At 60.3% G+C, this 24,645-nt stretch carries 20 protein-coding genes, 3 pseudogenes and 1 other annotated feature; of the genes and pseudogenes, 18 read left to right on the top strand and 5 right to left on the bottom strand.

Going from position 1 to position 24,645, the window contains the following annotated elements:
* The 8 genes from QH470_RS23950 (at position 1) to QH470_RS23915 (ending at position 7,836) form a co-directional block, all read left to right on the top strand.
* A complete protein-coding gene (locus tag QH470_RS23950) occupies positions 1 to 1,050 on the top strand; it encodes an MlaD family protein (protein WP_084538260.1) in 1,050 nt (349 codons plus the stop codon).
* Positions 1,047 to 2,066 (top strand): MlaD family protein, encoded by a 1,020-nt coding sequence (locus QH470_RS23945; RefSeq protein WP_014349805.1) that lies wholly within the window; start codon positions 1,047 to 1,049, stop codon positions 2,064 to 2,066. Before QH470_RS23950 ends, QH470_RS23945 begins: the two co-directional genes overlap by 4 nt.
* Positions 2,067 to 2,131: 65 nt before the next feature.
* Positions 2,132 to 3,094 (top strand): MlaD family protein, encoded by a 963-nt coding sequence (locus tag QH470_RS23940; RefSeq protein ID WP_048833144.1) that lies wholly within the window; start codon positions 2,132 to 2,134, stop codon positions 3,092 to 3,094.
* Between the two features lie 2 nt (positions 3,095 to 3,096).
* Complete coding sequence (locus QH470_RS23935; RefSeq protein WP_138445784.1) at positions 3,097 to 4,194, top strand: MlaD family protein; 1,098 nt, start codon at positions 3,097 to 3,099, stop codon at positions 4,192 to 4,194.
* Positions 4,194 to 5,276 carry an MlaD family protein gene (locus tag QH470_RS23930; protein WP_342215528.1) on the top strand — a complete coding sequence of 361 codons (1,083 nt, stop codon included), beginning with the start codon at positions 4,194 to 4,196 and terminating at the stop codon, positions 5,274 to 5,276. The genes QH470_RS23935 and QH470_RS23930 overlap by 1 nt, the downstream gene beginning before the upstream one ends.
* On the top strand, positions 5,273 to 6,229 hold the full coding sequence (locus QH470_RS23925) for an MlaD family protein (RefSeq protein WP_014349808.1): 957 nt from the start codon (positions 5,273 to 5,275) through the stop codon (positions 6,227 to 6,229). Before QH470_RS23930 ends, QH470_RS23925 begins: the two co-directional genes overlap by 4 nt.
* 32 nt (positions 6,230 to 6,261) lie before the next feature.
* Positions 6,262 to 6,897, top strand: coding sequence for a hypothetical protein (locus QH470_RS23920; RefSeq protein ID WP_178128354.1), 636 nt, complete (start codon positions 6,262 to 6,264; stop codon positions 6,895 to 6,897).
* Positions 6,898 to 7,002: 105 nt separating this feature from the next.
* On the top strand, positions 7,003 to 7,836 hold the full coding sequence (locus QH470_RS23915; protein ID WP_084538232.1) for an alpha/beta fold hydrolase: 834 nt from the start codon (positions 7,003 to 7,005) through the stop codon (positions 7,834 to 7,836).
* A gap of 527 nt (positions 7,837 to 8,363) precedes the next feature.
* On the opposite strand, the pseudogene QH470_RS23910 reads toward QH470_RS23915, so the two are convergent.
* The 3 genes and pseudogenes from QH470_RS23910 to QH470_RS23900 all read right to left on the bottom strand — a co-directional run.
* Positions 8,364 to 9,419, bottom strand: a pseudogene (locus QH470_RS23910) (integrase core domain-containing protein); the annotation flags it as partial.
* A gap of 182 nt (positions 9,420 to 9,601) precedes the next feature.
* Positions 9,602 to 11,239 (bottom strand): MFS transporter, encoded by a 1,638-nt coding sequence (locus QH470_RS23905; RefSeq protein ID WP_051047379.1) that lies wholly within the window; start codon positions 11,237 to 11,239, stop codon positions 9,602 to 9,604.
* A 54-nt stretch (positions 11,240 to 11,293) separates the two neighbouring features.
* Positions 11,294 to 11,629, bottom strand: coding sequence for a DUF4873 domain-containing protein (locus tag QH470_RS23900; RefSeq protein WP_014349813.1), 336 nt, complete (start codon positions 11,627 to 11,629; stop codon positions 11,294 to 11,296).
* 256 nt (positions 11,630 to 11,885) lie between these two features.
* On the opposite strand from QH470_RS23900, the gene QH470_RS23895 reads away from it, so the two are divergent.
* From QH470_RS23895 to QH470_RS23875, 5 genes are all read left to right on the top strand, one after another.
* Positions 11,886 to 12,872, top strand: a complete 987-nt coding sequence (locus QH470_RS23895; RefSeq protein WP_014349814.1) for an AurF N-oxygenase family protein — start codon at positions 11,886 to 11,888, stop codon at positions 12,870 to 12,872.
* A 197-nt stretch (positions 12,873 to 13,069) separates the two neighbouring features.
* Positions 13,070 to 14,668 carry a flavin-containing monooxygenase gene (locus QH470_RS23890; protein WP_083888066.1) on the top strand — a complete coding sequence of 533 codons (1,599 nt, stop codon included), beginning with the start codon at positions 13,070 to 13,072 and terminating at the stop codon, positions 14,666 to 14,668.
* Positions 14,665 to 15,522 carry an SDR family NAD(P)-dependent oxidoreductase gene (locus QH470_RS23885; RefSeq protein WP_014349816.1) on the top strand — a complete coding sequence of 286 codons (858 nt, stop codon included), beginning with the start codon at positions 14,665 to 14,667 and terminating at the stop codon, positions 15,520 to 15,522. The genes QH470_RS23890 and QH470_RS23885 overlap by 4 nt, the downstream gene beginning before the upstream one ends.
* 45 nt (positions 15,523 to 15,567) lie before the next feature.
* Positions 15,568 to 16,599, top strand: a complete 1,032-nt coding sequence (locus tag QH470_RS23880; protein WP_067514454.1) for a ferredoxin--NADP reductase — start codon at positions 15,568 to 15,570, stop codon at positions 16,597 to 16,599.
* 106 nt (positions 16,600 to 16,705) lie between these two features.
* The gene (locus QH470_RS23875) at positions 16,706 to 17,449 is read left to right on the top strand and encodes a TetR/AcrR family transcriptional regulator (RefSeq protein WP_051047375.1); all 744 of its coding nucleotides are present in this window, start codon (positions 16,706 to 16,708) and stop codon (positions 17,447 to 17,449) included.
* 476 nt (positions 17,450 to 17,925) lie between these two features.
* Here the strand turns inward: QH470_RS23875 and QH470_RS23870 are convergent, their stop codons facing one another.
* The gene (locus QH470_RS23870; protein ID WP_171048474.1) at positions 17,926 to 18,582 is read right to left on the bottom strand and encodes a TetR/AcrR family transcriptional regulator; all 657 of its coding nucleotides are present in this window, start codon (positions 18,580 to 18,582) and stop codon (positions 17,926 to 17,928) included.
* Between the two features lie 220 nt (positions 18,583 to 18,802).
* On the opposite strand from QH470_RS23870, the gene QH470_RS23865 reads away from it, so the two are divergent.
* The 4 genes and pseudogenes from QH470_RS23865 to QH470_RS23850 all read left to right on the top strand — a co-directional run.
* Positions 18,803 to 19,333: a PaaI family thioesterase gene (locus QH470_RS23865; RefSeq protein WP_051047376.1), complete on the top strand. Its 531-nt coding sequence runs from the start codon at positions 18,803 to 18,805 to the stop codon at positions 19,331 to 19,333.
* Between the two features lie 38 nt (positions 19,334 to 19,371).
* Complete coding sequence (locus QH470_RS23860) at positions 19,372 to 20,550, top strand: cytochrome P450 (protein ID WP_178128353.1); 1,179 nt, start codon at positions 19,372 to 19,374, stop codon at positions 20,548 to 20,550.
* Positions 20,544 to 21,584 (top strand): BtrH N-terminal domain-containing protein, encoded by a 1,041-nt coding sequence (locus QH470_RS23855; RefSeq protein WP_043737843.1) that lies wholly within the window; start codon positions 20,544 to 20,546, stop codon positions 21,582 to 21,584. The genes QH470_RS23860 and QH470_RS23855 overlap by 7 nt, the downstream gene beginning before the upstream one ends.
* Before the next feature lie 167 nt (positions 21,585 to 21,751).
* Positions 21,752 to 22,704: pseudogene (locus QH470_RS23850) on the top strand (IS3 family transposase); the annotation flags it as partial.
* Positions 22,033 to 22,164 (top strand) — a sequence feature (AL1L pseudoknot). It overlaps the preceding pseudogene by 132 nt.
* 7 nt (positions 22,705 to 22,711) lie before the next feature.
* Here QH470_RS23850 and QH470_RS23845 read toward each other — a convergent pair.
* Positions 22,712 to 24,088, bottom strand: coding sequence for an IS30 family transposase (locus QH470_RS23845; protein WP_084538231.1), 1,377 nt, complete (start codon positions 24,086 to 24,088; stop codon positions 22,712 to 22,714).
* Positions 24,089 to 24,156: 68 nt separating this feature from the next.
* On the opposite strand from QH470_RS23845, the pseudogene QH470_RS23840 reads away from it, so the two are divergent.
* Positions 24,157 to 24,474, top strand: a pseudogene (locus tag QH470_RS23840) (integrase core domain-containing protein); the annotation flags it as partial.
* Positions 24,475 to 24,645: the final 171 nt, after the last annotated feature.

The following is a 24,645-nucleotide window of genomic DNA, read 5'->3' as shown; positions in this document are numbered from 1 at the left end:
ATGTCTCGCTATGAAACGCCGGGTGTGTCGACATCGAAGCGGTCATCGGTCATGCTGGGTGTTCTCGCCGTGATCACAGTGATCGTAGTAGCCTTGACCTGGACTGTTGTGATGGCCCTACAGGATGATAATCGAATAGTGGTACTGCTGCGTACCGAGTCCATCGGCGACGGAATCACCGTCGGAACACCCGTTCGATTCGACGGTATCGAGATAGGTGATGTTTCGGCGATCGAATCGGACGATGGGGCGAAACAATTGATTCTCAGACTGGAAAGCGCCGAATCGGCAGGTCTCACGGACGGGCTATTCGTCGACTACTCGCCATCGAACTTGTTCGGCATCAGTGAAATTGCGCTGAAACCAGGTGATGGTGGGGCTCCATTACGGGATGGCAGTATCGTCGATTTGACGGGGCCGCGAGCCGACCGGCAACGAGACGCAACGATGGGTGTTCTCATCCGCAGCGTAGCTCAAGCAACTGGAGACATTCTCGTCCCGGAATTGACCGAGATCCTGACACGGGGCGCGACAATAGCCCGGCAATTCACACCTCTCATGGAGGCAATCGTTGTATCCAGCCGGAACATTGCTGAAACCCAGACGATGCCGATATCGCAGCTGCTGGACCAATACGGTTCCATGCTAGTCGGGACTGCATCGATGATCGACGGTACGGTCGGCCTCATAAATCGGCTCACCACGATCGAGATCTTGAATACAGATCGTGAGCTGTTCGATACGACTGTCAATACTGTAGGTCGGGAGTTCTTTCCTGGGCTGGCGGAAACTCTATTCGCGGCTCAGGGTCATCTGTCGGACTATGCGGCTATGCTCGCTCCGGTTCTGTCAACGGCCACTAAAATGGTACCTACCCCCGGCGCCTCGAGCATGCAGCTCACTGAACTCCTATCACGTCTAGACCGATCATTCACGTCGACTCCAGACGGTCCGATTCTGAACATCGAGTTGGTTCTCGATATGGTTCCAGCGTTCACCGCGTTCTTGCCGGGTCTTCCGCCGACATCCAACATCGGAGGTGGCCGATGACAAGACAGCGAAGTTTTCTGGCGACCAGCGCAAAACTTATCGTGTCTGCCGTCGTGATCACTGTGCTGCTCGCGATCATCGTTCAGACGGTGCAACGCCCCGTATCTGGAGACGTGGTAGAATTCTCGGCTGAATTCGTCGACGCGAACGGCCTCAAGGCCGGCGACGATGTCCGTATGGATGGTCTTCGAGTTGGCGAGGTACGATCGATTACCTTGGATGCCAGTGGTCGAGCGGTGGTTGGATTTGCGGTCCAGCGCAATCACCCGATCTACGAGAACACTGTGCTGGCGATTCGCTATCAGAACCTCGTAGGACAGCGATATCTCGATGTTCAACAATCATCGCCGACCACAGCGGAGTTGACGGCCGGACATAAGATCGATATTGCCAACACGATCCCGTCGTTCGACATTACGGATTTATTCAACGGCTTACAACCGGTACTCGCAGAGCTGTCGCCCGAAGCGGTGAACAAGTTCGCAGAGAACATGATCGCTGTCATCGAGGGAGACGGAGCGGGCGTCGGTTCCGTCCTCGACTCTATCGAAGCCTTGTCCAACTATGCGCTGGACAGGCAAGCGGTAGTCACCGTTCTGGTCGGAAATCTCAAAGAGATATCCGACCATATCGGTGGCCGATCCTCGCATCTCGTCCGACTTGTCTCGGAGCTGGCCTCGGTTGTGTCCACGTTGCGTAGCAAGGTGGATGGAATTGTCGAATTCGCCCTCATGGCACCAGACGTGATCGCGCCATTGAACGGCCTTCTCGAGGCCTTCGGCTTGACGGCCGGACCTAACGCCGATGCCGATGCCCTGTTGGGGGCAGTATTTCCGGACCCGGAACAGGCGGTCGAGGTGCTGCGGAAGCTGCCGGCCGTTCTCGAGACACTGAATGCGTGGGTTCCCGCCGATGGACCGGTCATCAATCGTAACTGCTCGAACGGCAACGCCGAAGTTCCGGCGCCGTTACATGTGTTGATCAGTGGGCAAAGGATCTCGATATGCGAGCGGTGATCAGTAAGCTATTCCGTGTTCGCGGGGGTACCGCGTTGCAGACGGTGAGTGCTCCCCTTCGAAGCATGGACCGAGAATTGCGCTGGGCTGCCGTCGGGGCCGCAGTGATGGGAGCGGTCTTGACGGCGAGCGTAGTAGTCTACGTAGTACCTTTCGACGAGTCCACATACTGGGCGGAAATGCCGGAAGTGGGCTCGGTCAAGGTTGGCGATGACGTCCGAATCGCGGGTGTGCCGGTTGGTGCGGTGAAGTCTATCGAGCTGAGCCGAAGGAACGTTCGAATGAGCTTCACCGTCGACAGCGACATCTTCATCGGTGACCAGACGAGTCTCGATATCCGTATGCTGACACTGATCGGCGGCCGCTACCTCGCGGTGACGCCGGCGGGGAATTCTGCGTTACACTCGTCCATTCCCGCCGAGAGGGTCCATCTTCCGTACAGCTTGGGTCGGACTTTTGAGGACGCGATTCGGCCGATCGATGATATCGATGGCGATACGTTGCGGCAGAATTTGACGAACATGAACGCTGCGATTGCCAGTGGACCGTCCGGCATTCGCCGAGCAACAGAGGCATTCGGATCTCTGGTCGACATCCTCGACCGCCAGAACCGTGACATTTCGGACACGCTCGCGATGGCGGACGAGTATCTCGGCGCGATCAACGAGTCGAAGGCGACACTCGGCGGAATGATCGACAGCGTCAATCTGATGGAGACAGTGGGCCTCGACAAAAAGGCCGAGATCTACGAAGCCGTCCGGCTGATGGACGAGCTTCTCGCGCGTATCGCGGGCCTCGAGCCGGCGTATCGATCCAGGTTGCAATCCGTTGCGCGAGCCCTGGCCGACGTCATCCCTGAGCTGGAACGTCTGGGTGAAGAAATGGGACAGGTTGTCACGAATACGCGCGACCTACTGGCGCGGCTCCAGCCGATCGCGTCGTCGAAGGATGGGCTCGTGGTCGACCAATCCGCGACAGTTGTCCAGGTACCGTCGGTGTGTATTCCGGTCCCCGGAAAGGAGTGCTGACGATGAATAAGCTCTTGGCGTCCCGGGGTCTCATGTCCGTTCTCGGTGTCGCGGTCGTATGTGCAATTCTGATCGTCGGATACTTCGTGATCATCGAGCCTCCCAAGAGGATGCGTAGCTATTGCGCGAATATGCCGGATGCAATCGGCTTGTACGCCGGGAACCATGTCACCATGCGAGGGGTCAGAGTCGGCTCGGTGACGCGTATCGAACCTCATGGTGACATGGTCCGTGTCGAATTCGAGGTAGAGGTAAGCCATTCGCCCCGCGGTCAGGTGTCAGCTACCACCGTATCCGACACAATCGTCGCGGACCGATCGCTTGCATTACTCGATGACAGCGAAGCCGAGCATGAATGGGATTCTGGACAGTGCATTACCCGTACACTGACGCCAAAGAGCATGTCGCAGACTATGAATGCGCTGGGCAACCTCGCTGCAGAGATCACCGATGGAAATGATTCGACACAGCGTGAAAGGCTTGCGGATGAGCTCGCGGCCTTAGATGCCGCATTATCCGGAACAGGACCTGAAATGAATGATACGATCCTCAAGTTGGGTCGTGCTCTCAATTCCCCCAATGCTGCTATCGGGCATATCGGTGCGCTCATCGACTCACTGCGATCATTATCGGACAGCATGGCCGGCGGATGGGGCGATATCAAGGCCATGATCACGCGTCTGGCTCCAGGTCTCGAAGTGATCGATCATGGCATCTTTGAGCGCACCGTGTCGATTATCGATTCGTTGCGGATCATTGTGCCATGGTTGAACGAGATTACTTCAATGTTTGGTGACCAAATTCTCGAAGCGCTGAACGCGACAGTCCCATTAGCGCGTCTCGCCCGTGCAAATATCGGCTCATTACAAGAAATAATCGACCTGACGCCACCGCTGGTGCAGGCTTTTCAGAGGGCGACGGCGCAGGAGGGTGGTTCACCGATCCTGACTTACGCGGCGCCTCAGCTGCCGCCGGCGGACGCAGAGCGGGTATGCGCGGCCATCGAGCGTGTCGTGCCAGGTAGCTGCAAGTCCGCTGAGAACGGGTTGGAGAAAGTTTCGGTTCTTCCGTTGATATTCGGGACGGCAGGTGCGCGGTGATGGTTCTGCGACGAGTCGTATGGGCGCGATCTGCTCGTGAGCGTGGTGGTCGGTTCATCGCTGCGGCCGCGGTGGCAATGGTGTGCATAGTTCCCGGATGTGGATTCGATCCCGCGGAGGTTCCCGTTCCGGGGACCGGAATTTCTGGAGACCGGTACGGTATCCGGATTCTGTTCGCTGACGCCTTGAATCTGCCAGCGCGAGCGAAGGTTACAGTCGATGGTCTGCGAGCAGGGGTCGTGCGCGATGTGTCACTGGTCGACGCGGGCAAGGACCACGACGGGTATGTTGCCGTCGATGTCGACCTGATGGCGTCGGTTCGATTGCCGGTCGGCACCACCGCTGAACTCCGCCAGCCGACGATACTTGGCGATGTCTCCATCGCGCTGATGACTCCGCCGACCGGCACGCAGGATGCCCTTCCCCCGGGGGCCACCATCGGATTGGACAAGACGAAGCCGCTGCTGCAGGTTGAGGACACCATGAACGTACTCGCGACCTTCGTCCAAGGAGGAGGGATTCAACAGGCTCAGGAGATAATGAACCGCGTGAACGGGGTGCTGCCGATGGACACTCGGCAGACTGCTTCGATATCCGAGGTAGTCGGTGCGGATATCATTGACCTGGCCAACCACCTGGATGCCGTCGACGCAATGCTGAACGGTCTGCGCGCGAACACGGACGTGGTGCAGCGTCGAACCCCTGAATTGGAGTATTTGCTGACGGAGTCGGGGGTGAGTCAGGCCGCTGCTTCGATGACTTCCATGATCGGGTTGATCACGTTGTACGACGGATTCAAATTGCTCACAGAATCTCTCCGGTGGGTCGGCCCCCTGGCGCAATCGGGCAATGAGGCCGCACGTGCCTTCGTGCCGCTATTGTTCACTCGCCGCCCGCTTGATCTGAACGCCCCCTCGAATTTGAACAAAGCCGTGGCCATTTTGCGCGAAAAGGTTATTCCGTTTGTTGAGCGCGGTCCGAAGGTTAATATTGTAGGCATTGAAGGCGTCGGCCCCATATCGGACGACGATCGGATAGACAGTATTCTTGCGTCGCTGCGGATGATCGGAGTGGTTCGATGAAGTCGAGTTCCGTGCTATCCCTGGTGTCGATCGGAATCGTGCTGGTTTTGGGCACCGCATACCTAGCATTCGGTGTGCTTCGAGTTGATTGGTTTTCTGGCAGGACTGTTGTGACCATGGCTCTGCCGAGGACCGGGAGTTTGCTACCCGGTTCCCCGGTCCTGTTGAGAGGAGTGAAGGTAGGAGAGATCGACTCTATCGACAAGGCCGAGCGTGGTGTCGAATTGGTGCTGGGTCTCGATCCCAAGTACAGGGTTCCTGCGACCGGCAGCGCTACTGTTGAGGACCTTTCGGGGTTGGGGGAGCCCTATATCGAGTTCGTACCGGATACTGATGCCGGGCCCTACCTGGCCGACGGTCAGCGTATCGACGCGGTTGAAGTGGTTCTACCCCGCTCGATACCTGATGTGGCGCATACTGTCACCCATCTGGTCGAGCAACTGAACCCACAGGCGATCAGCAATATCGTCAAGACCTTGGATCAGACGTTGTCGGGAACGGAAGCCGTGATGCCGCGTCTGGCGGCATCGACAACGCTGCTTTCGGAAACGATTCTGAGTAGGTCACCCGAAATCCGTAATATCTTGACGAATTTGCAAACAATGGGTGCTGATATGGAGTGGGCCGAGGAGTCGATGACCGCCGCCGGCCCTCTGTGGGAGGAAGCCGGAGCGTGGGGCGCACTCATCGCGGACTCTCTGGCGCGACTGTCTCGAATCGGCAATATGCCCGGGGACTATATCGAAGGAAACGGACTTATTCCCTTCCTTGATAAAGTGACGTCTTACATCAATGAGATCGGCCCCGATCTTCGTGATCTGGTCCCGGCGGTACAGCCACTGGCGGAAAGCGCGTCGAACTCCATGGCGCAAATCAACATAAGCGACCTGATAGATCGTGCACTCAGTGTCACGGGGGACGGTGCTTTGCGAATGCGGATCGCCGTCAAATAGATGTGAAAGAACGAGAGACACCGGAGCTGATTATGCCCACAGAAGATTCTCATGATACCGACCGCGAAGCTGCGGAAGAAAAGCCGGTTGACGCGGGTGTGCCTCGGACGTCGGTCAAGGGTGGCTCGAGCGCACGCGGGTCGGAGAGGTCGTTCTCGATAAGCCTGCGTTCTCTGGCCTTGGGAACCGCAGTAGCCCTCCTTGTTGTCGCGGTGGCCGTTTCGATTCCGTTGTGGCTCTCGGCTAGGAGCGAGTTGAAAGATCGGGACGCTGTCGTAGCCGCGGAGAAGCGCGCCGAAGAAGTAGCGTCTGAGTATGCAGTCGGAGCCTCGAATATCGACTATCAGAATTTCGACCAGTGGGTTCGTGGTTTGAAGTCCAACGTCTCGCCCGTTCTTGCAAACAAGTTCGATGCCACTGCTCCGCAGCTGAAAGAAATTGTGCTGCCACTGAAGTGGAGTTCTAGTGGAGTTCCCATCGCGGCGACAGTGCGCTCCGAACGATCGGGTGTCTACGTCGTCAACGTGTTCCTGAATGTGACATCGAAGAGTGCGCAGATACCGGAGGGTGCGCAAACGACTGTTACCTATACCGTAACAGTTGACAAGAATCTGGATTGGAAGGTAACAGATGTCGGTGGTGTCGACTCGGCACTCCCGGCCAAATAGTCACCGGGGTTTTTCGACGTTGAGGAGCTTGGAATAATGACTTCGATTTCCAGCGCGGGTGTTCCCTGCCGCCGACTCGCTCTCACACGGGACGACGGTCCGACATTGCAGATCACCGAATGGGGCTCGCAGACCCCGCGAGTGACTATGGTCTTGACCCATGGACTCGCGTTGTCGCACGAGAGTTGGGAGGACGTTGCTCAGCTTGTGATCGCTGCGGACCCGACTATTCGCGTCGTCACCTACGACCATCGGGGACACGGGGATTCGGAGTCGGCTCCGGCCAGCCTCGAGATTCTTGCGGATGATCTTGCGACTATTCTTTCGGAAACTGTGCCTACGGGTCCGGTCGTATTGGGTGGTCATTCGATGGGAGGGATGACTCTCATGGCCTTGGCTGAACGTCACAGTGAGGTGCTCGGACCGAGAATCCTCGGCGTCGCGTTGGTGTCGACAGGGGCGGGCGATATTCTGGGAAATATGATGCGCAGCAAATTCTGGCGAAGGCTGATAATGCTGGGTCTGGAGGCGCTACCCTATATCAGGATTCCTTCCCGGCCGCTTTTCCTGATGCGGCAGTCGACACGAGGCATCCTATTCGGAGCGCGTCCTCGTCGGCACGATATGAACCGTGCTGTGCTGCAGCTCGCGAAGAGCAATTCTCGCAATGTCGCGGAGCTGACCCGTTCGATACTCTCTCACAAACGTTACGGCGTGCTGGGCAGATTCAGCTGTCCCGTCGTCGTGCTGGTCGGGTCTCGTGACCGCCTGACCCCCGTTCATCACTCGCGTGCGCTTCGGCATCGTATTCCAGGGAGTCATTTGGTCATCTTCGAAAAGGCTGGGCACTACCTGCCCTACGAACGCAGCGGTGAGGTGGCCGTCCATCTCCTCGGATTGACTCGGGAAGCGCGCATACGCGAAGCAACCGTCGCATAGCGGCATTAACATTCGTCATACGCTGAGGGTAACGATAGGCGAATAGTTCGCTATCAGAGCTTGATATCGGTCCGGGAACCGCGGAACGCCCTTTCTCAACAGCCGGATGATGACTGTCAGGGTAGTGGGTGCAGCCGCAGCGCGCTGGGGCCGATGTCGTATAGTCCAGCGTCGGCTGCCGGTGCCGCTAGTTGTGGTCGGCTTTGAAGCCACCGATTTCAATGCGGGTTCCAGCTGGCTGTTTCAGCGGTTGCGGCCCGGCGCGCGGGTTCGCAACCTTGTTGTCGAACGTCTCGGCGAAGCTGTTGTTCAAGGTTGTGCCCGGCGGCAGGTACCGAGCTACAGAACATGCTGGTCACCATCATCGGTCCGCCGCCCCGGTTTTAGGTTGGACAACGGTCGGGAGATGATTTCGGTTGCCCTGCAACCAGTTCTGCGCCGACCGGGTCGGAGTATCCTAAGCGGTGACGGGACCCGGTAGTCGGTCCGCCGCGTGTGAGAACCGGTTGTAGGGGATGCAGGGTTGTAGCGTATCCGGCTGGGGCGTTGCAGCCCAGGCCGGAATCTCTTCGGCGGTGATTGTATTCTTCCTTCCAGTCGCTGATCACGACGCGGGCTTGGGTCAACGACCAGAAGCTGTTGATGTTGGGGCATTCGTCGCGTCGGCGGCGGCTGAACCATTCAATGTAGCCGTTGCGGCAGGGTCGGCTAGTGTGACGAACGCTGAGCAGACCCGTTCCGCCGCCCAGTCGCCTGGCACGCGAAATTGGTCTGTTGCCGCAGCGCAGGGCGGCGGGGTAGCTGCGATCGACAGCGATTCGTTGATGAGTCCGTCGGCGGTGATCGATCGTTCCACCAGCCGGCCCAAGCATTCGCGGGTGTGTTTCATCGACGATGGAGACGATCTTGACCGGGCGTGCGTCGTCGCTGGCATCGAATCGGAAGTCCACTGCCCATACACGGTTGGGTGCCTTTGCCTCCGTGGTGGTGGTGGTTTCCAGGCGTTTCGGCGCCGCAGCGGCCCTCGTAATCCCTCGTCGCGCCAGAGGCGTTGGATTTTCTTGTGATTGACTGTCCAGCACTCGCTGCGGGCGCCGTGGTAGGCGCGGCGGAATCCTTGCCGTGGATGGGTTTCGTCCAGGCACGCAGCCATTCACGCAAAGCCGCATCGGGATGTGCATTGGTGTCGGTGGTTCGAACGCGCCGTTGTATACTTCGATGTTCGCCGGTAACCGGCAGGCGAACCTTTCGCGGACCCCGAGCACCCGCACCAGGTGCGCCACGGCCGCCCGCCGGCGTTCCGGGTCTAGAAGGTTCCCTTGGCGATCTCGTTCAATGCAGCTTTCTCTAGCTTCGCCTCGCCGAGAAGACTTTTCAGAGTGGAGTGTTCGCGTTCGGGGCCCTTCAACCGTTTGCCGTCGCCGGCCTTCAGCCCGCCGAACTGGTTGCGCCACCGTTAGTAGGTGGCCATGGTGATCTGCAGTGACGGCGACTTCCTTATTCTCGCCCAGCAGGTGGACGGCCTTGCTCAGCTTGCGCACGGCCTGTGGAGGTGTGTGCCCTTTTCGTGTCGCCATAGTCATCGAGCGTTCCTGCCCACTACGTGGGCGGCAATGCTCTCACAGCCGCCGGACCAAATCTCATCGGGTCAGGTCAGACGAATTCGCAAAGCGCGCACCACTTGAACCTACCTATCCTCGATGATCAGACACTGCCCATTCGACCTACGGGTCGCTATGCGATGCATTGGGGACAACGCAACTGACTATGGATCGAGTGTTCGCCGCACTGATGCCATCGATCGGTCATTGGCGTGGGCATCCGATCGACTGGTTCGAGCGGCGTGTGTAGGCCAGGGGAGGTGACGTCGGCGGCGCCGTCGGATACCGCTTTCGGCGGCTTTTCGTGGAGGGGAAAGTGGGACGAGGATCAGAACCCCGGCTATGGTGATCGCTGCCAGCGCGAGCGCCGAATGTTCCACCCCACTCCAAAAGGCATCCTTCGCATAGTCGGCGAGAGGTCTTCCTACATTACCGGCACGCTCAGCGACTTCAAGGGCACCGGCCAGGGAACTGCGGACCGGAGCGCGCGCGGGCTCGGGAAGGCGGTCCAGCACCTCGTTGATCCTCGAGGTATAGCTCGCGGACAAAATGCTACCGGAGACGGCAATGCCGATGGCCGCGCCGACTTCGCGAGTCGCGTCGTTGACCGCAGCGGATACCCCGTGCTTCTCCAACGGTGTGTCGAGCATGATCGCGTTGGTCGCGGGGGCGGCCGACAAGCCCAGCCCGGCGCTCATGATCAACAGGGGCCAGAGAACGTCGAAGTACGACGAACCGGTGTCGAGGCGAAGGATGGCGAGTAAGCCGACGGCGATGGTCAGAAGACCGGTCGCTGTCGTCACCCGCAATCCCGCCCATGCAGCGATTGCCGGCGACACGAGTGACATCACGATGAGCGGAACGACCATCGGCGCCAGCGCCAGCGCCGAGCCGAGGGCATCGAACCCGAGGATGAGCTGGAAGTGCTGTACCAGTAGGTACATCACACCGAAAGTCACGAGAAACTGGATGGTTATCGATAGCGCGCCGCTTGAGAAGCCCCGGCGGCGGAACAGGCTCACGTCCAGTAGCGGGTGCTCGGCACGCACCTCGGTGAGGATAAATGCCACGGTGCCGATTACTCCCGCCGCACCTGCGACAAGAACCCGGACATCCGTCCAGCCGCGCGACGGACCCTCGATGACCGCGAACACCGACGTGCCGATGGCGAGCACGACCCAGAACATGCCGAGAAGATCGAACGGCGGGAGTTCGGCGTCCTGTGAATCGGGCACGGTGAAGGCCAGAACCAGCAGTAGTAGTGCGACGACGGTCAGACCGACGAAGATCGAATGCCACGACCACTGGGTAAGAAGCAGACCGGATCCCACCATGCCGATCACGCCACCCGAGCCGGCGATCCCGGCCCAGACTCCGACCGCGTACGACCGCTTCTCCACTGGGAGGTTGCTTGTCAGAAGCGAGAGGGTCGCCGGCATGACGAAAGCTGCTCCTGCGCCCGCCAAGGCCCGGGAGGCAATGAGTGCCGCAGGAGTATCGAGAAATACAGGCACAACTGAAGCGGCCGCGAAGACCGCCAGGCCGACGATTAGAACGCGTCGGCGCCCATACCGATCGCCGATCGCGCCAGCGGGCAAAACCAAGCAGGCGAGGACCAGCGTGTATCCGTCGACGATCCAAGTGAGAGCATTTTGATCTGCGCCGATGTCGAGCGCAAGGGCAGGCAGAGCGGTGTACAGCGCTGCCATGGCCGCAACAACCAATGCTACTGCGGCACAGGTTATGGCCAGCGTCCAAGCCGCGGAGTTGCGGTCGCGAAGCCGGTCTCCAAAGCTGATCATGTCGGTATCCTGGTCCCTTCGGGGCGTCGTCGGCATTCGCGTAGGTCCTACGGCTCAGCTTTGCGTAGCTTCTACTTCCTCCAGCGTCGTCGGCACGTGATAGGGCGGTCGTCCTCTGCCCTGAACTCGATAGCGGCCCCAGAAGTCACGATCGCCGATGGTCGCCGGTGCCTCGCCCGTACTGGTCCGGATCAGCACGGAACGTCGGCGTCCCCCTAACAGATTGTCGAGTTCGTCGTTCTGGCGGATGCGCCCGTACCAGCTGAAGCGGCCGTCGATGGGTTGGAAATAGCCGCGCAGTTCGACTTGCACCTCGACGTCGTCGGTTGCGATCACCACTGTGGCCGGCCCGATGTAGTCAGAGGCATCGTGCGGACTCTGAGACTTCACTGTGAACTCCTCCGTTTGGTCGATAGTCGACGCCAGCGATCGGATCGCCCGGCACTGGGGCCAAGTAGCCCGGCGTCGGGATCGGGGCCGGCCCTTGACAAGCCGCGCCGCCGGGGTCAAAGTTACCTCATACCCCAAGTATCCGCTACTGCCCGTATTGCACTCTTGAGCGGATACCGGGTTACTGCCACCGGACGTTGATCCGGACAGGATGTATCGATGCAGAGTCATCGATCGAGTCTCAAAGGAGCGACAGATGACGACCAGTGACGTCAGGGCCGAGACCAACGGGCAGATTGCCGTAACCACCGACGGTATGGCGCGCGTGAGCGGTCGGCGACCCATTGACCTGCAACGATCGGCCGGACGACTGCTCAAGACTTCCGTAGAGAAGTTCTACGACGCCGAAGTCGACATCGACTGGGATAGTCCGTGGCTGCCGGATAAGGCGTGGTTCCCCGAGCATCGCCTGTCCCTCTACGGCACCGGTCTGTGGAACCGGCTTTCCGAGGAACAGAAGATCGACCTGGGCAAACATGAGTTGGTGAGCATCCTCAGCTTCGGGATCTACGCCGAGAATTTGCTGAGTATGGCGTTGCTACGGCTGAACACGACGGGTGATCTCGTCGACAACAAGGCCCTATACGCACTTGCCGAGGTTGGCGACGAGAGCCGCCATTCCACAATGTTCGCGCGTCTGATCGCCAAAACGGGGATCCCGCCCTACAAGCTTCCGCCGGGGTTTCTGTCGCTGGCGAAGATCCTGCATTTCGTCCCGCTCGGGCCCTCGATCCAGGGCGCGACCTTGCTGATCGAGGAGATTCTCGATCGGGCACAGCGTGAAGCGATGAACGACGAACGCCTACAACCGCAGGTCCGGCAGTTGATGAAAATTCACGTGCTCGAGGAGGCCCGCCACATCACGTTCGCGCGCTCCGAGCTTGTCGAGGGTATGCGGTCGCGAGGCCGGATCTCGCGGGCATGGCACCGCGGCGTCCTCGCAGTTGTCGCGAACCTGTCCTACCCGATCTTGATCAATCCCAAGCTGTACCGTGCTGTCGGCGTGCATCCTCTGCGGGGGTTCCTCGCTTGCCAATTCGGCCCGCACTACCGGGAGAACCTGCAGTTCATGTCCGAGCCGATGATCCGATTCTTCGATGAGGCAGGAATGATGGAAGGTCGCTTCACCATGTTCCTTTGGCGCCTGACGAGGAGCCTCCCCGACGATATCGCCCGGCGGTGAACAGACTCGGACCGGCGTGAACAGCACCACGCATATTGCTAAGCGCAAGTCGCGCCGTGATATGTTGCGGCGGGCACTCGTCGAATCCCGCGAACTCCTCGGTCCCGCCCCCGGTCCGACATATCCGCAGTAGCTGAGTAGCTATCGAAAATTGTGGCCACCTGTACCGCACGTGAGCCAACGTTCAGAGGAAATCGATGAGTAATAACCGTTCTGCCAAATACACGGGAAAGACCAATGGTTCGGGAGGTCGTGCAGCGAGCGAGAGGGTGCACACAACAGAGGTCCTCATAGTCGGGAGCGGATTCTCCGGCATGGGAATGGCGATTCAACTGCTGAAATCGGGAATGAATGACTTCTTGATAATCGAGAAGGATTCCGAAATCGGCGGAACCTGGCGCGACAATACATATCCGGGCTGTGCCTGCGATGTCCCTTCTCACATGTACTCGTACTCTTTCGAGCCCAAGCCGGATTGGAGTCACTTGTGGGCAGGACAGGATGAAATTCAGCAGTATCTCCTGAGTCTCGCACGCGAGTACGATCTCTATAGCCGCACGCATTTCGGGCGGGCCTTGCAATCCGGATACTGGGATCCTAGTGATTCCGCGTGGCATGTTGCGACCTCCGACGGCAACGAGTACGTCGCCCGATTCCTGGTTTCAGGCGTAGGCGCACTCCATATACCGAATATCCCCCAGATCAAGGGGCAGAAGAAGTTCGCTGGTGCAGCATTTCACTCGGCGCAGTGGGATCATGACTGCACATTGGATGGCAAGAAGGTCGCTGTTATCGGGACCGGTGCGAGCGCAATCCAATTCGTTCCGGAAATTGCCAAGGTAGCCGATGAACTGCATCTATACCAGCGGACGCCGGCGTGGGTACTGCCCCGTAGGAACGTCAAGGTCCCGAAGGTGATCCAAGCCCTGCTCACGAGGGCGCCGATCCTCGCCAAAGCCCTCCGGACTGCCATCTACTGGTCAGCGGAGTCACTGTCGATAGGACTGAACGGACATATCAATTTCATGCGTCCGCTCGAGAGTGTCGCCAAGTGGAACATAGCGCGGGGAATTGATGATCCCGCGCTGCGCAAGAAGCTCACCCCCACGTATCGCATCGGGTGCAAAAGAATCCTCGGTTCCAGTGACTACTACCCAGCGCTGAATCGGCCCACTACATCCGTCATCACCGACGGGATCGCCGAGATCACCGAGGACGCCATCATATCCCAGTCCGGTGACAAGCGTCCGGTCGACGTGATCATCTATGCCACCGGTTTCCACGTAACCGACGGGTTCGACCACCTCCGGCTCAAGGGTGCGTCCGGTCGTGAACTCTCCTCCGTATGGTCGGACGAAGGGATTCAAACCCATCTCGGCATCACCACCGCAGGTTTCCCGAACTTGTTCTTCCTGCTCGGCCCCAACACCGGGCTTGGTCACAACTCGGTGGTATTCATGATCGAATGCCAGATCAGGTACATCATCGGCGCGATTCGGCTCGCGAAGCAACGCGGCGCAGCTGCGCTCGAGGTGCGTGAACCCGTTCAGCGGGAATTCAACTCGGACATCCAGCGGAAATTGGTGAACGGGGTCTGGAGCAGCGGGGGGTGCACTAGTTGGTACCTCGATGCACAGGGTGTCAATCGGACGGTCTGGCCAGGTTTCACCTGGCAGTATTGGCGGCGTACCCGCAATGTCGCGGACTCTGATTTCGCGTTGGTCGGCGAGTCGACAGGTGATCGAAGCGGCGACCTCCTTCCGAATTCGATCAAGAAGGGTAGCTTGCCGAGATGAGAGAGTTCAGCGACCGAGTCGTCTCGGTAACCGGGGCAGGTTCAGGAATCGGCCGTGCAGTTGCAATTCGACTCGCCGGCGAGGGCGCGCGGCTGGCCATTGCCGACATCGACGGCGAACGGGCCCGCGAAACCGCCTCCATGTGTACCGCGCTGGGTGTCGAATGCCAGCACTATCAGCTCGATGTGGCCGATCGTAGCGCATTCACGGAATATCGTCGTCAGGTCCTCAGCGACTTCGGTTCGGTCAGTATGGTAATCAACAATGCCGGGGTCGCACTCGGCGCCGACATACTGGATATGCAATGGATCGACTTCGAATGGTTGATGTCGATCAATTTCTGGGGAGTCGTGAACGGCACGAAACTATTTCTTCCGGATCTGATCGACTCGGGCGACGGCCATGTTGTCAACGTGTCGAGTGTCTTCGGACTGATGGCCATTCCCAGTCAGAGCGCATATAATGCTTCCAAATTCGCCGTCCGAGGCTTTACCGAGGCGTTGCGCCAGGAGATGCGAATTAACCGGCTACCGGTGGGCGTAACATGCGTGCATCCGGGTGGTGTTCGCACAAATATTGTGCGCGGAGCTCGAGGTGTCGGCGCGATGGGTGATCAGGAGAAGATTGTCGCCGGTTTCGATCGTATAGCGCTCACCACTCCGGAAAGCGCCGCCGAAACGATCCTGAAGGGCGTGCGACGGAACAAACCTCGAGTCCTTATCGGACCCGATGCCCTGGGTTTCGATTTCGTCGCCCGCGCGGTGGGGCCGAGGTATCAGGACCTGAACGCTCCGCTGGCCCGTGTCGGCTATGCGATCGGCCGTCGTTACGGCCTTGTCAAGCGCGACAGTTGAATCTGGGCCACGGGCCGGAATAATAGAGAAGGAATATCCTGGAAGATGAGCATGCCATGTGAACTCACGGTCTCCCGTGTAGTGCAGGAAACAGCGGATGCGGTGTCCATTTGGTTCGAGGTGCCCGAGCAGCAATTGGGCGTATTTGCCTACGACCCCGGGCAGTTTCTTACGTTGCGTATTCCCGGAGCCGGTGACGGGGAATATGTGGCCAGATGCTATTCGCTCTCGAGTTCCCCGCATGCAGACGACTCGCTAGCTGTCACAGTGAAACGCACGGAGGGCGGGTACGGATCTAACTGGCTGTGCGACAACATCAAGGTTGGCGCTGAGGTAACCGTTCTGCCGCCCACCGGGCACTTCACACCGAAAGACCTGGATGCGGACATGGTTCTGTTCGCAGCTGGTAGCGGAATCACCCCGGTGTTATCCATCGTCAAGTCGGCTCTGCTCGAAGGCGGCGGCCATCTCGTTCTCTTCTATGCCAACCAGCATGCCGAGAGCGTCATCTTCGGTGAAGACCTCCGTTACCTCGCCAAGCAGTTTCCCGAGCGACTGACTCTCATCGAGTGGCTGGAGAGCGAGCGTGGGCTACCGGACCGAAGCGCAATCCTTGAAATCTGCCGTGAGTACCGAAATCGGATGTATTTCTTGTGTGGGCCGGCGGTGTTCATGGATTTGGTGGTAGACGCGGCGCGCGAAGCCGGCGTGCAGCACCGGAACCTACACCGAGAAGTATTCCAATCTCTGCACTCCGATCCCTTCGACGTGGAGAACTACGTCAAGGAATCAATGACGAACGAACAAGCCCGTCTAGTAGTATATCTCGATGGTGATCGCGCCGAGCTGGAATGGCCGAAAGATTTGACCCTCGTCGAGGTCTTGTTGAACGAGGGGTACTCGCCTCCGTATTCCTGCCGGGAAGGCGGATGCGGTGCATGTGTGTGCAAGGTTATCGACGGCGATATAGAGATGAGAGTAAACGAGGTACTCGATGATGATGATATCGAGGAAGGTGATCGACTGGCATGCCAGTCGGTACCCGCCACCAATTCGGTGACTGTGACATTCGACTGACCATGCGTTCGCGTAGGCCCCGTAACGGCGTTCATGCTCGCCCGATCCAGCGCGCAATCGCCGCCCGCGATATCGGTCACTTGTCCGATAGCGTATACTCGGCCAGATGGCGGGCGCACAAAAGCGGATTCGGGAGGTCGGTAGCTCGGTGGTTCGGCGAATTGACGCACGCTCGAGCCGATGGGAAGAGCACCGGGTCCTGGTTCGAGCAGAACTGGTCGACGCAGCGTACCGTGCCTTCGGCAAGTACGGTCCGGACGCGAGCATGGACGACATCGCTCGGGAGGCGGGTGCGACAAAACCCAAGCTGTATCGCCACTTCAAGGACAAACTGGGCCTTCGTGCAGCTGTTATCGAACGTGCGAAGGAACTCATGTGGTCGAATGTGCTTGCTACCGTTGATTTCGGATCCGATCCGATTCGAAATGTGATGAATCAGCTCGTCGAGCAATACGCGCAGCTGGTCGACGAGCACAAGAACGTCTTCCAGTTTCTCGTTCGTAGTCATTTTAGCGACAATTCATCGGGATCGGATCCAGCTCTTGAGAACGCACGTGAACTGGCAGGTTTCATTGCGGATCATTTCGTCACGGTTTTGGAAACCGCTGGGGCTGACACGTCGGGCATAGACTTGGTGGTGCAGTCGATCGTAGGGGCGAGCCTCTCCGCGACGGATTGGTGGATAAACTCGCAATCCGATCCGACCTCGGCTATGCCGAGAAAGGCTTTCGTCGAGCATCTCAGCGCAATCATTTGGGGGATTATCGATTCCTCGGCGCGAGCTCGTGGAATCCGGATAGACCCGGATTCGACTTTGCGGATTGAGAATATTGGACTGATCGAGGCTTAGCTGAGCGAATTCGAGCCAAACGCCGGTCGAAGACGACGCGGGATGAGCTTATCTGCCATAGCGCGGTGACACTGCCGGATTGCATCCCCGCGGGGCAAAAGACCCGTGAGCAATGCCGTTGTCGCGCCATCGCCGGTGGGCGGGACGACCGCCGATCGGCCTGGTCCGCATCGATTGCTCGGTGCGTCAGCGTCGTCGGTGCTGCTCTACCCAACGCAGCAGCTGGTTGGGCTTGCCCGGCTTGTGCATGACAGCTCATGTGTCATTTGATAGTTTCGGGATTGCTTTCGTGCGAACCTGCGGACCCGAATCGATGGATCCGACGCGAACTTGGTTCAGACCGCCCGCAACCGCTGGCGACCACTTCGCGCTCGACGTTCCTCCGGCCGAGTCCGAGCTACGTTTCGAGAGCGTCGCCGCCTACTTGTCGTTGAACCAGCTGCTGTGGAATCAAGGGAAACGAGGGTACCGCTGCTTCAATGGCTCGGTACCGCGTTGTGGCATGCAGCTGAGGCATCTGGTCTGAGACCCGCAGAGCCCACCCCGAGATAACGTAGGGCAATCTCGGAGATCCGGCGTGCCGTTTCGGCGCTGTCGCTGGCCGGTAGTACGAGATGGCTGATCGTCAATCGAATGAGCGCATCGACTGCGTCGGCCACGTCATTGGCGTCGATGGTGGGGTAGTGGTGGAGGAACGCGGTGACCAGTCGCTCGGACGCGAGTTGAAGCATGGAGGCAGAGGTTGTCAACAGGGGGAGGACGCCGGTTTCATCGCGCGGGCCGCTACCGGGTGTAGTCAGGACGGCTTTGAGTAAGGGGCTGGTTGCAGCCTCGTCGAGCGTGTAGCGAACTATCGCTCGGATCGATTCAGGCAACGCGCTGCGGTTGGAAGCAAGCAAATCCTCGATCCCGGTCAGGAATTGCTCCGCTTCGTGCAGAACGAGTGCATCTCCAAGCCCTTGCTTGTCGCCGAACTCTCGATACAGCGTGGCGCGTGATACTCCGATCAGACCGGCTACCTCGCCGAATCGTACACGTTCCCAGCCCTTCTCGACCGTCAGGGCGCGGGCGGCGCGGATTGCTGCCTCGCGGAGGTGTCGCCTGAACGACAGCCTCACCGATTCTTCCACCACCCCTCGGATGGTAACAGAACGTGGGTTTTGTTCATGAGTGGACAAACTCCCGGACACTTCGTCATGTCCGCGCGTTGCTTGATCGCGAGCTATGCGCGACAAGTAGCGGAGATCTGATCAATTGTTGACAAAATGGTTCTGATTGTCTCCAATGTAGTTGTATCGCGGTCCTGCTCGAGTCTGATGTTGGGCGCGCGTTAGTCGACAGAGAGGTCTGGCCATGGACAAGGCTTCGGATGCGGTCAGTAGGTTGTCTGACCCAGGCGTGGAGGACTGGGTGCGCTCGTTCCGGCTCCTGGAATCCGGATCGCCAGAGTTGCCGCCGCACCATCCCGACTGTCTTGGTTGTGGGCCGGCCAACCCGCACGGACATTCCCTATCGGTGCGGCGTTGCGGGGGCGGCGTCGTTGCTCACCATCTTTTCGACCAGCGTCATGTCGGAGCGCCGGGGATCGCGCACGGTGGCGCGGTGGCGACCGTCATCGACGACCTGTTCGGCTTCTTGCTGTACACGGTCGGCGAACTCGCCGTGACCCGGAATCTCGACATGGATTATCTCGCCCCGGTACTGCTCGATACCCCCTACACGCTGCACGCCGAGGTACGGTCGCGGCATAGCCGTAAGTTGAATCTCGCGGCCAGGATGGAGGATCTAGAAGGGCGCTCGGTCACTACGGCAACCGCCGTGTTCATCGTGGTCGAGGCCGAACACTTCCTGCAGTCGCGGGCGAAGGCTCGGAGGCAGGCGTGACTGCTGGACCAACTGAGAGGGAACTACTCCTCGACGTCTTGCTGACCGATCACGGCTCAGCCGGCCCCTACGAGGCGTTCCGACGCTTGCGCGAGACTCAGCCCGTGCTTGTCACGCGATCGGGGGTCCTGGTACTGAGTCGCTACGACGACTGCGCAGCTGCGCTCCGTAACCGTAGCCTCGGCAAGGCCGACGAGTCGCTGGGATTCGGCTTGTCGGAGATTCCCGAAGAGTTGCAACGTCAGGCTATGCATCGATTCCGGCGCACCATGCTGTTCCGCAACCCGCCTGACCACCACCGGCTGCGTCGGCTGGTCGCTGACGTTTTCACCCCTCGGCACATCGACGAGTTGCGCGGCCGCGTTGTCACGCAGATCCGTGATCTGATCGATGTCATCGAGGACCAGGGTTCCGCCGATATCATCAGCGATCTCGCCCTCCCGCTGCCCGTGAATGTAATAGGCGATCTTCTTGGAGTGCCAGTGACCGATCGAGCCGTGGCCGCTCCTCTGGTACGCGCCCTGGTCGCCTCGCTCGAGCCCAGCGCGGACGCCGCGGCGCTGACTGCCGCGTGTGAAGCGGAAGACCAACTCGCAACGTACTTCACAGACCTCCTGGCGGCCAAACGCGCCCACCCGGACGACGACCTGCTCAGCCGTCTCGCCGTGGCGCATGGCGACGACGTCTTGGACGACGACGAATGCGTTGGCACCGCGATACTGTTGTTCGCGGCAGGGTTCGAAACCACCACAAACCTCATCGGTAACGGCGTTGCTGCACTGCTCGCCCATCCCAGCCAAATGGACCTATTGCGGGCCAGGCCCGATCTGGCGAGCAACGCCGTCGAAGAATTGTTGCGTTACGACTCGCCGGTCCAGACCAATGGGCGCACGGTGCTCGAGCCAACACGGGTGGCAGGAGTCGACCTGGATCCTGGCCAGGTTGTATTGACCTTGCTCGGGGCGGCCAACCGAGACCCGGACCGATTCTGCGACCCCGATAGCCTCGATATCACCCGAACCGGGACCCCGCCGCTATCGTTCGGTGCCGGCATTCACTTTTGTCTTGGCGCGCCGTTGGCGCGGCTCGAAGGAGCCGTACTGTTCCCACTCCTCACGGCGCGTTTTCCCGGTCTTAGGCTCGTCGAACAACCTCGCTGGCGTACGGGGTTGTCCTTTCGCGGGCTGTCGAGTCTGAAGGTGGTCACCGGATGCTGATCCAGCCTTACCCGCACCTGAAGGGCGGCCATTGTGGTTCGGGTGCGTTGCGCGATCTTATGTCCTGGGCCGGGCTTGGCTGGGACGGCGAGCTGAGCGAAGGACTCGTGTTCACACTCGGCGGCGCACTCGATTTCGCTTACCTGCGCGCCGATGCGATCAATCCTCCGATATACCTGGTGGGGCGTGGTGGGGATTTGGAGGTCGACCTGTTGAGGCGCCTCGGTGCGAAGACCGAACTACGTCAGACCGAGGATCCCGACCTCGGTTGGAAATGGGTGAGGACCGAACTGGACTCCGGACGGCCCGTCATGGTCTGGGCCGACATCGCTGAACTCCCATACCTGCGGGTACGACTGCGCATGAGCCGCCACGACATCGTTATCGTCGGCTATGATGACGAGGCTCGCGACGCGTATATCGTCGACAACGACCGCGATGAGATCCAGACGGTGTCGTATGACGCATTGGCACGGGCACGAGCCTCCACGGGGTTCCCGACACCCACACGCCACGCCACGTACATAGTCGATTGGCCGTCCGACGTGCCTGACCTCCCGTCCATGGCTGCCGCAGCGCTCGAACAATCGGCGGCAACCCTGAAACATGGGGGCCCCAGTTCGATTGCCGCGCCGGCCTCGAACGGTGTCTCCGGCACCGGGCTCGACGGCGTTCGCCGCTTCGCTGAAGACGTCTCCAGTTGGCCCGACATCTTCGGAGACGAAGACCTCGAGGCTGTGCTCAGGTCACTCGCTGCCTTCATCGAAAAAGCGGGTACCGGAGGCGGTCTGTTTCGACGCCTCATCGCTCAAGGGTGCGTCGATCTCGCCGATTACACGCGCAATCCGAAGGTTCACGCGGCCGCACGCGCAGCACGGCTGGCCGCACAGTCTTGGACGAGGCTCGCCCAAATCGCCGTCTCCGATGAAACCCCATCGCGACGCTCGGTTCAGGTAGCCCGGCATGCCGCCGTGCTGCCAGAGTTGGAGGAAACCTTGGCAGATCTTCTCGCCGCCGCCGCCAACTCACTCTGAACCAGCTTGTCTGCAGACAGGTACATCCGCTACGGCTTCGAGACCGGTGGTGAAGTGCGCCTGTGGGGGATGGGGTAGCCCCAGGCGGTGGCCCGGGACCGGGCCGACGACGTGAACCGTCCTGGACTGGCTGGAGACTCCTGATTTAGCAAGGGAGACTGTCAGCCATGGCGGCACCACGGAAGTTCGACGAGGAAACCCGCGCTCGGGCGGTGAGGATGTATCAGGATCGGATCCGCGAGCACGGTGACTCGATGGCCGGTGCGCGCCGGCATGTCGGTGCGCTGCTGGATATCAACCCGGCGACTCTGCGGAACTGGGTCACCCGCGCCGAGCAGGGCGAGACCGGGCCGGCGGCCGCGGCGGAATCGGAGTATGCGGAGTTGAGGGCTCTGCGGCGTGAAGTAGTCGAATTGCGCAGGGCGAACGAGCTTTTGCGGACAGCGAGTGCGTTTTTCGCGGCGGCGGAGGTCGACCGCCGACTGCGGTGATCGTCGACTACATCGACGACCACAAGGGTTGCTTCGGGGTTGACCCGATCTGCCGCGTGCTGACCGAGCACGGGCTCAAGATCGCCCCGTCCACCTACTATGCCGCCAAACAGTGCGGTATCAGCGACGCCACCTGGGCCGATGCTCACACCGCGAACGTGTCGTTCGACCTGTGGAGCGCGAATCGGGGCCTGTACGGGGTGCGCAAACTCTGGCACACCGCCCGCCGCGCCGGTCACAATATCGGCCGCGACCAGGTAGCGCGGCTGATGCGGCTGACCGGGATAGACGGGGTTGTGCGCGGGTGACGGACCACGAGAACCACCGAACCCGGGCCCGCGTCGACGCCGCGGCATCCGGACCTGATCGGGCGCGCCTGGTCGACGCCGATGCGTCCAGATCAATGGCGGGTTGCCGATTTCACCTACTGCTGGACTCTGGCCGGGTTCTGTTACACCGCGTTCTGCGTGGACGTGTATTCGCGACGGATCTTGGGCTGGCGGGTTATGTCGTCGAAGACGACACCGTTGGTTATCTCGGTGCTCGAACAGGCGTTGTTCACCCGCCGTAGAACCGCTTTCCGTTTCACCGCAACAGGATTGATACATCATTCCGATGCGGGGTCGCAAGGCGGATTCAACTGGTCGTCGCAACACTTTGCTGTTGCAGCGATTGTAGGCGACGTTCCATCGCTTCGGCGGGAGTGCGCCATTCGAGAACCTTCCGCGGTCGTGTGTTGAGGGTATGCGCGACGGCCGCGAGATCCTTCGCGGTCCACCGCGAGAGATCGGTGCCCTTCGGGAAGTACTGACGCAGAAGGCCGTTCGTGTTCTCGTTGGTTCCGCGCTGCCAAGGACTGCGCGGGTCGGCGAAGAAGACCGGGACACCGATCGTCGATGCCAGCTCCGCATGGGCCGACAACTCCTTTCCCCGATCCCAGGTCAGGGACTTCAGCATCGGCTCGGGGATCTTCCGCAGCGCCGCCGAGAGTGCCTTGTTCATCGATGACGCCCCGTAACCACTGCGCGCGGTACCGTTCTTGACCGGTGCCGTCTGCCCCCATCCGTCCTCACGAGGCAAGTGAACAAGGACGGTGAACCGGGTGGACCGGTCGACAAGGGTGCCGATCGCGGAGCGGTCGGTACCGATGATGAGATCGCCTTCCCAGTGACCCGGATTCGCACGATCCTCGGCTTCGGCGGGCCGGTTACTGATCAGAACGTCGGGAGTGATGTGGGCCCAGGCGACGCGCTTGGAGCGGGCCCGGGGCATGCGCAGGGACCGACCGGTGCGCAGAGTCAGGATCAGTTCCCGATCGAGCCCACCGCGCCCTTCGATATATAGTGCCTGGTAAATGGCCTCGTGGCTGATCCGCATCGACGTGTCGTCGGGGAAGTCGATCTTCAGTCGCTGCGAGATTTGCTCCGGGCTCCATGCCTGGACCCATTGCCTGTCGGAGCGGTGCGGTTTGTTGCGCCCGGTCCAGGTTCCCGTCGGCGGTCCGGTGACAACCCGGCCCTTCGCATCGGTGATCCGCCCGGCCAGGCGCTGCTGGACGTAGTCCCGGAGTTGCCTGTTTTCGGCGAGCTTCGCCGTTTTCGGGCGTCTGGCGAACAGTTCGGCTTTCCACTGGGCGACCGAGGCGCGGTAGTCGAGTTTGCCGCTTCGGGTCGCGGCGTTGCGCCGCAACTCACGGGAAATGGTCGACGGGCTGCGGCCCAGGACCTGCGCGATCTGCCGCACGCCCTTGCCCTGCACCCGCAGCAGCGCGATCTCCTCACGCTCGGCGAACGACAAGTAGCGGCCGCCGGGCCGGCTCCACGAATACGGTGACATCCCGCCAGCATCGCGGAACCACCGACTTCCCTTGACAGGCGATACCCCCACTGCGACACCAGCTTCCGTCGGCAGCAGTCCTTCGGCGATCTTGTCCCAGAACAGGCGCTCCACCGACCGCGGCGTCCCGGGCGCACCCGGCGACCGCATCGGCGCTCGCCCTGTGACTTCCCGCATCCAATCCGACGGCCTTCCCACAACACCCTCCATAACCTCGGGTGTTGCGTCCACCGGTTGAACCTGAGCAATACACGGCAGTGAAACTCGGTGAAACACTGACACTTTCGGACCTCAAGCCCTCTATCGGGTCTGTCGGCGATGCCTACGATAATGCCCTCGCCGAGACCACGATCGGGCTCTACAAGACCGAGGCGGTCCGTGACGATTCCCCGTTCCGGCGCGGCCTGCTGACCCGGCTCGCCGATGTCGAACTCCTCACCGCCGACTGGATCGGCTGGTACAACCAGTCCCGGATCATGCACCGACTCGGCCGTCGGCCACCGGTCGAGCACGAAGCCGACTACTATGCACTCCACGCCGAGCAACCGGCTGGAGACAGATAAACCGGTGCGCATCAACCCCGGGGCGCTTCAGCGTGTAGCTGTCCGAAGGGTTCGTGCAGGCGGTGGCCGTTGATCTGCTCGTCGTCGATGTAGAGCTGTTGGAAGATTGCCTGATTGAACAGGCGGCGCTGGTGTTCGTTGCAGCGGCGATACAGTTCTTGGGGGTTCTCC

It is taken from the genome of Nocardia wallacei (assembly GCF_029868745.1).
GTDB classification, from domain to species: domain Bacteria; phylum Actinomycetota; class Actinomycetes; order Mycobacteriales; family Mycobacteriaceae; genus Nocardia; species Nocardia wallacei_B.
The sequence above is the reverse complement of the archived record's forward strand: the minus strand, read 5'-3'. Positions and strand labels throughout refer to the sequence as shown.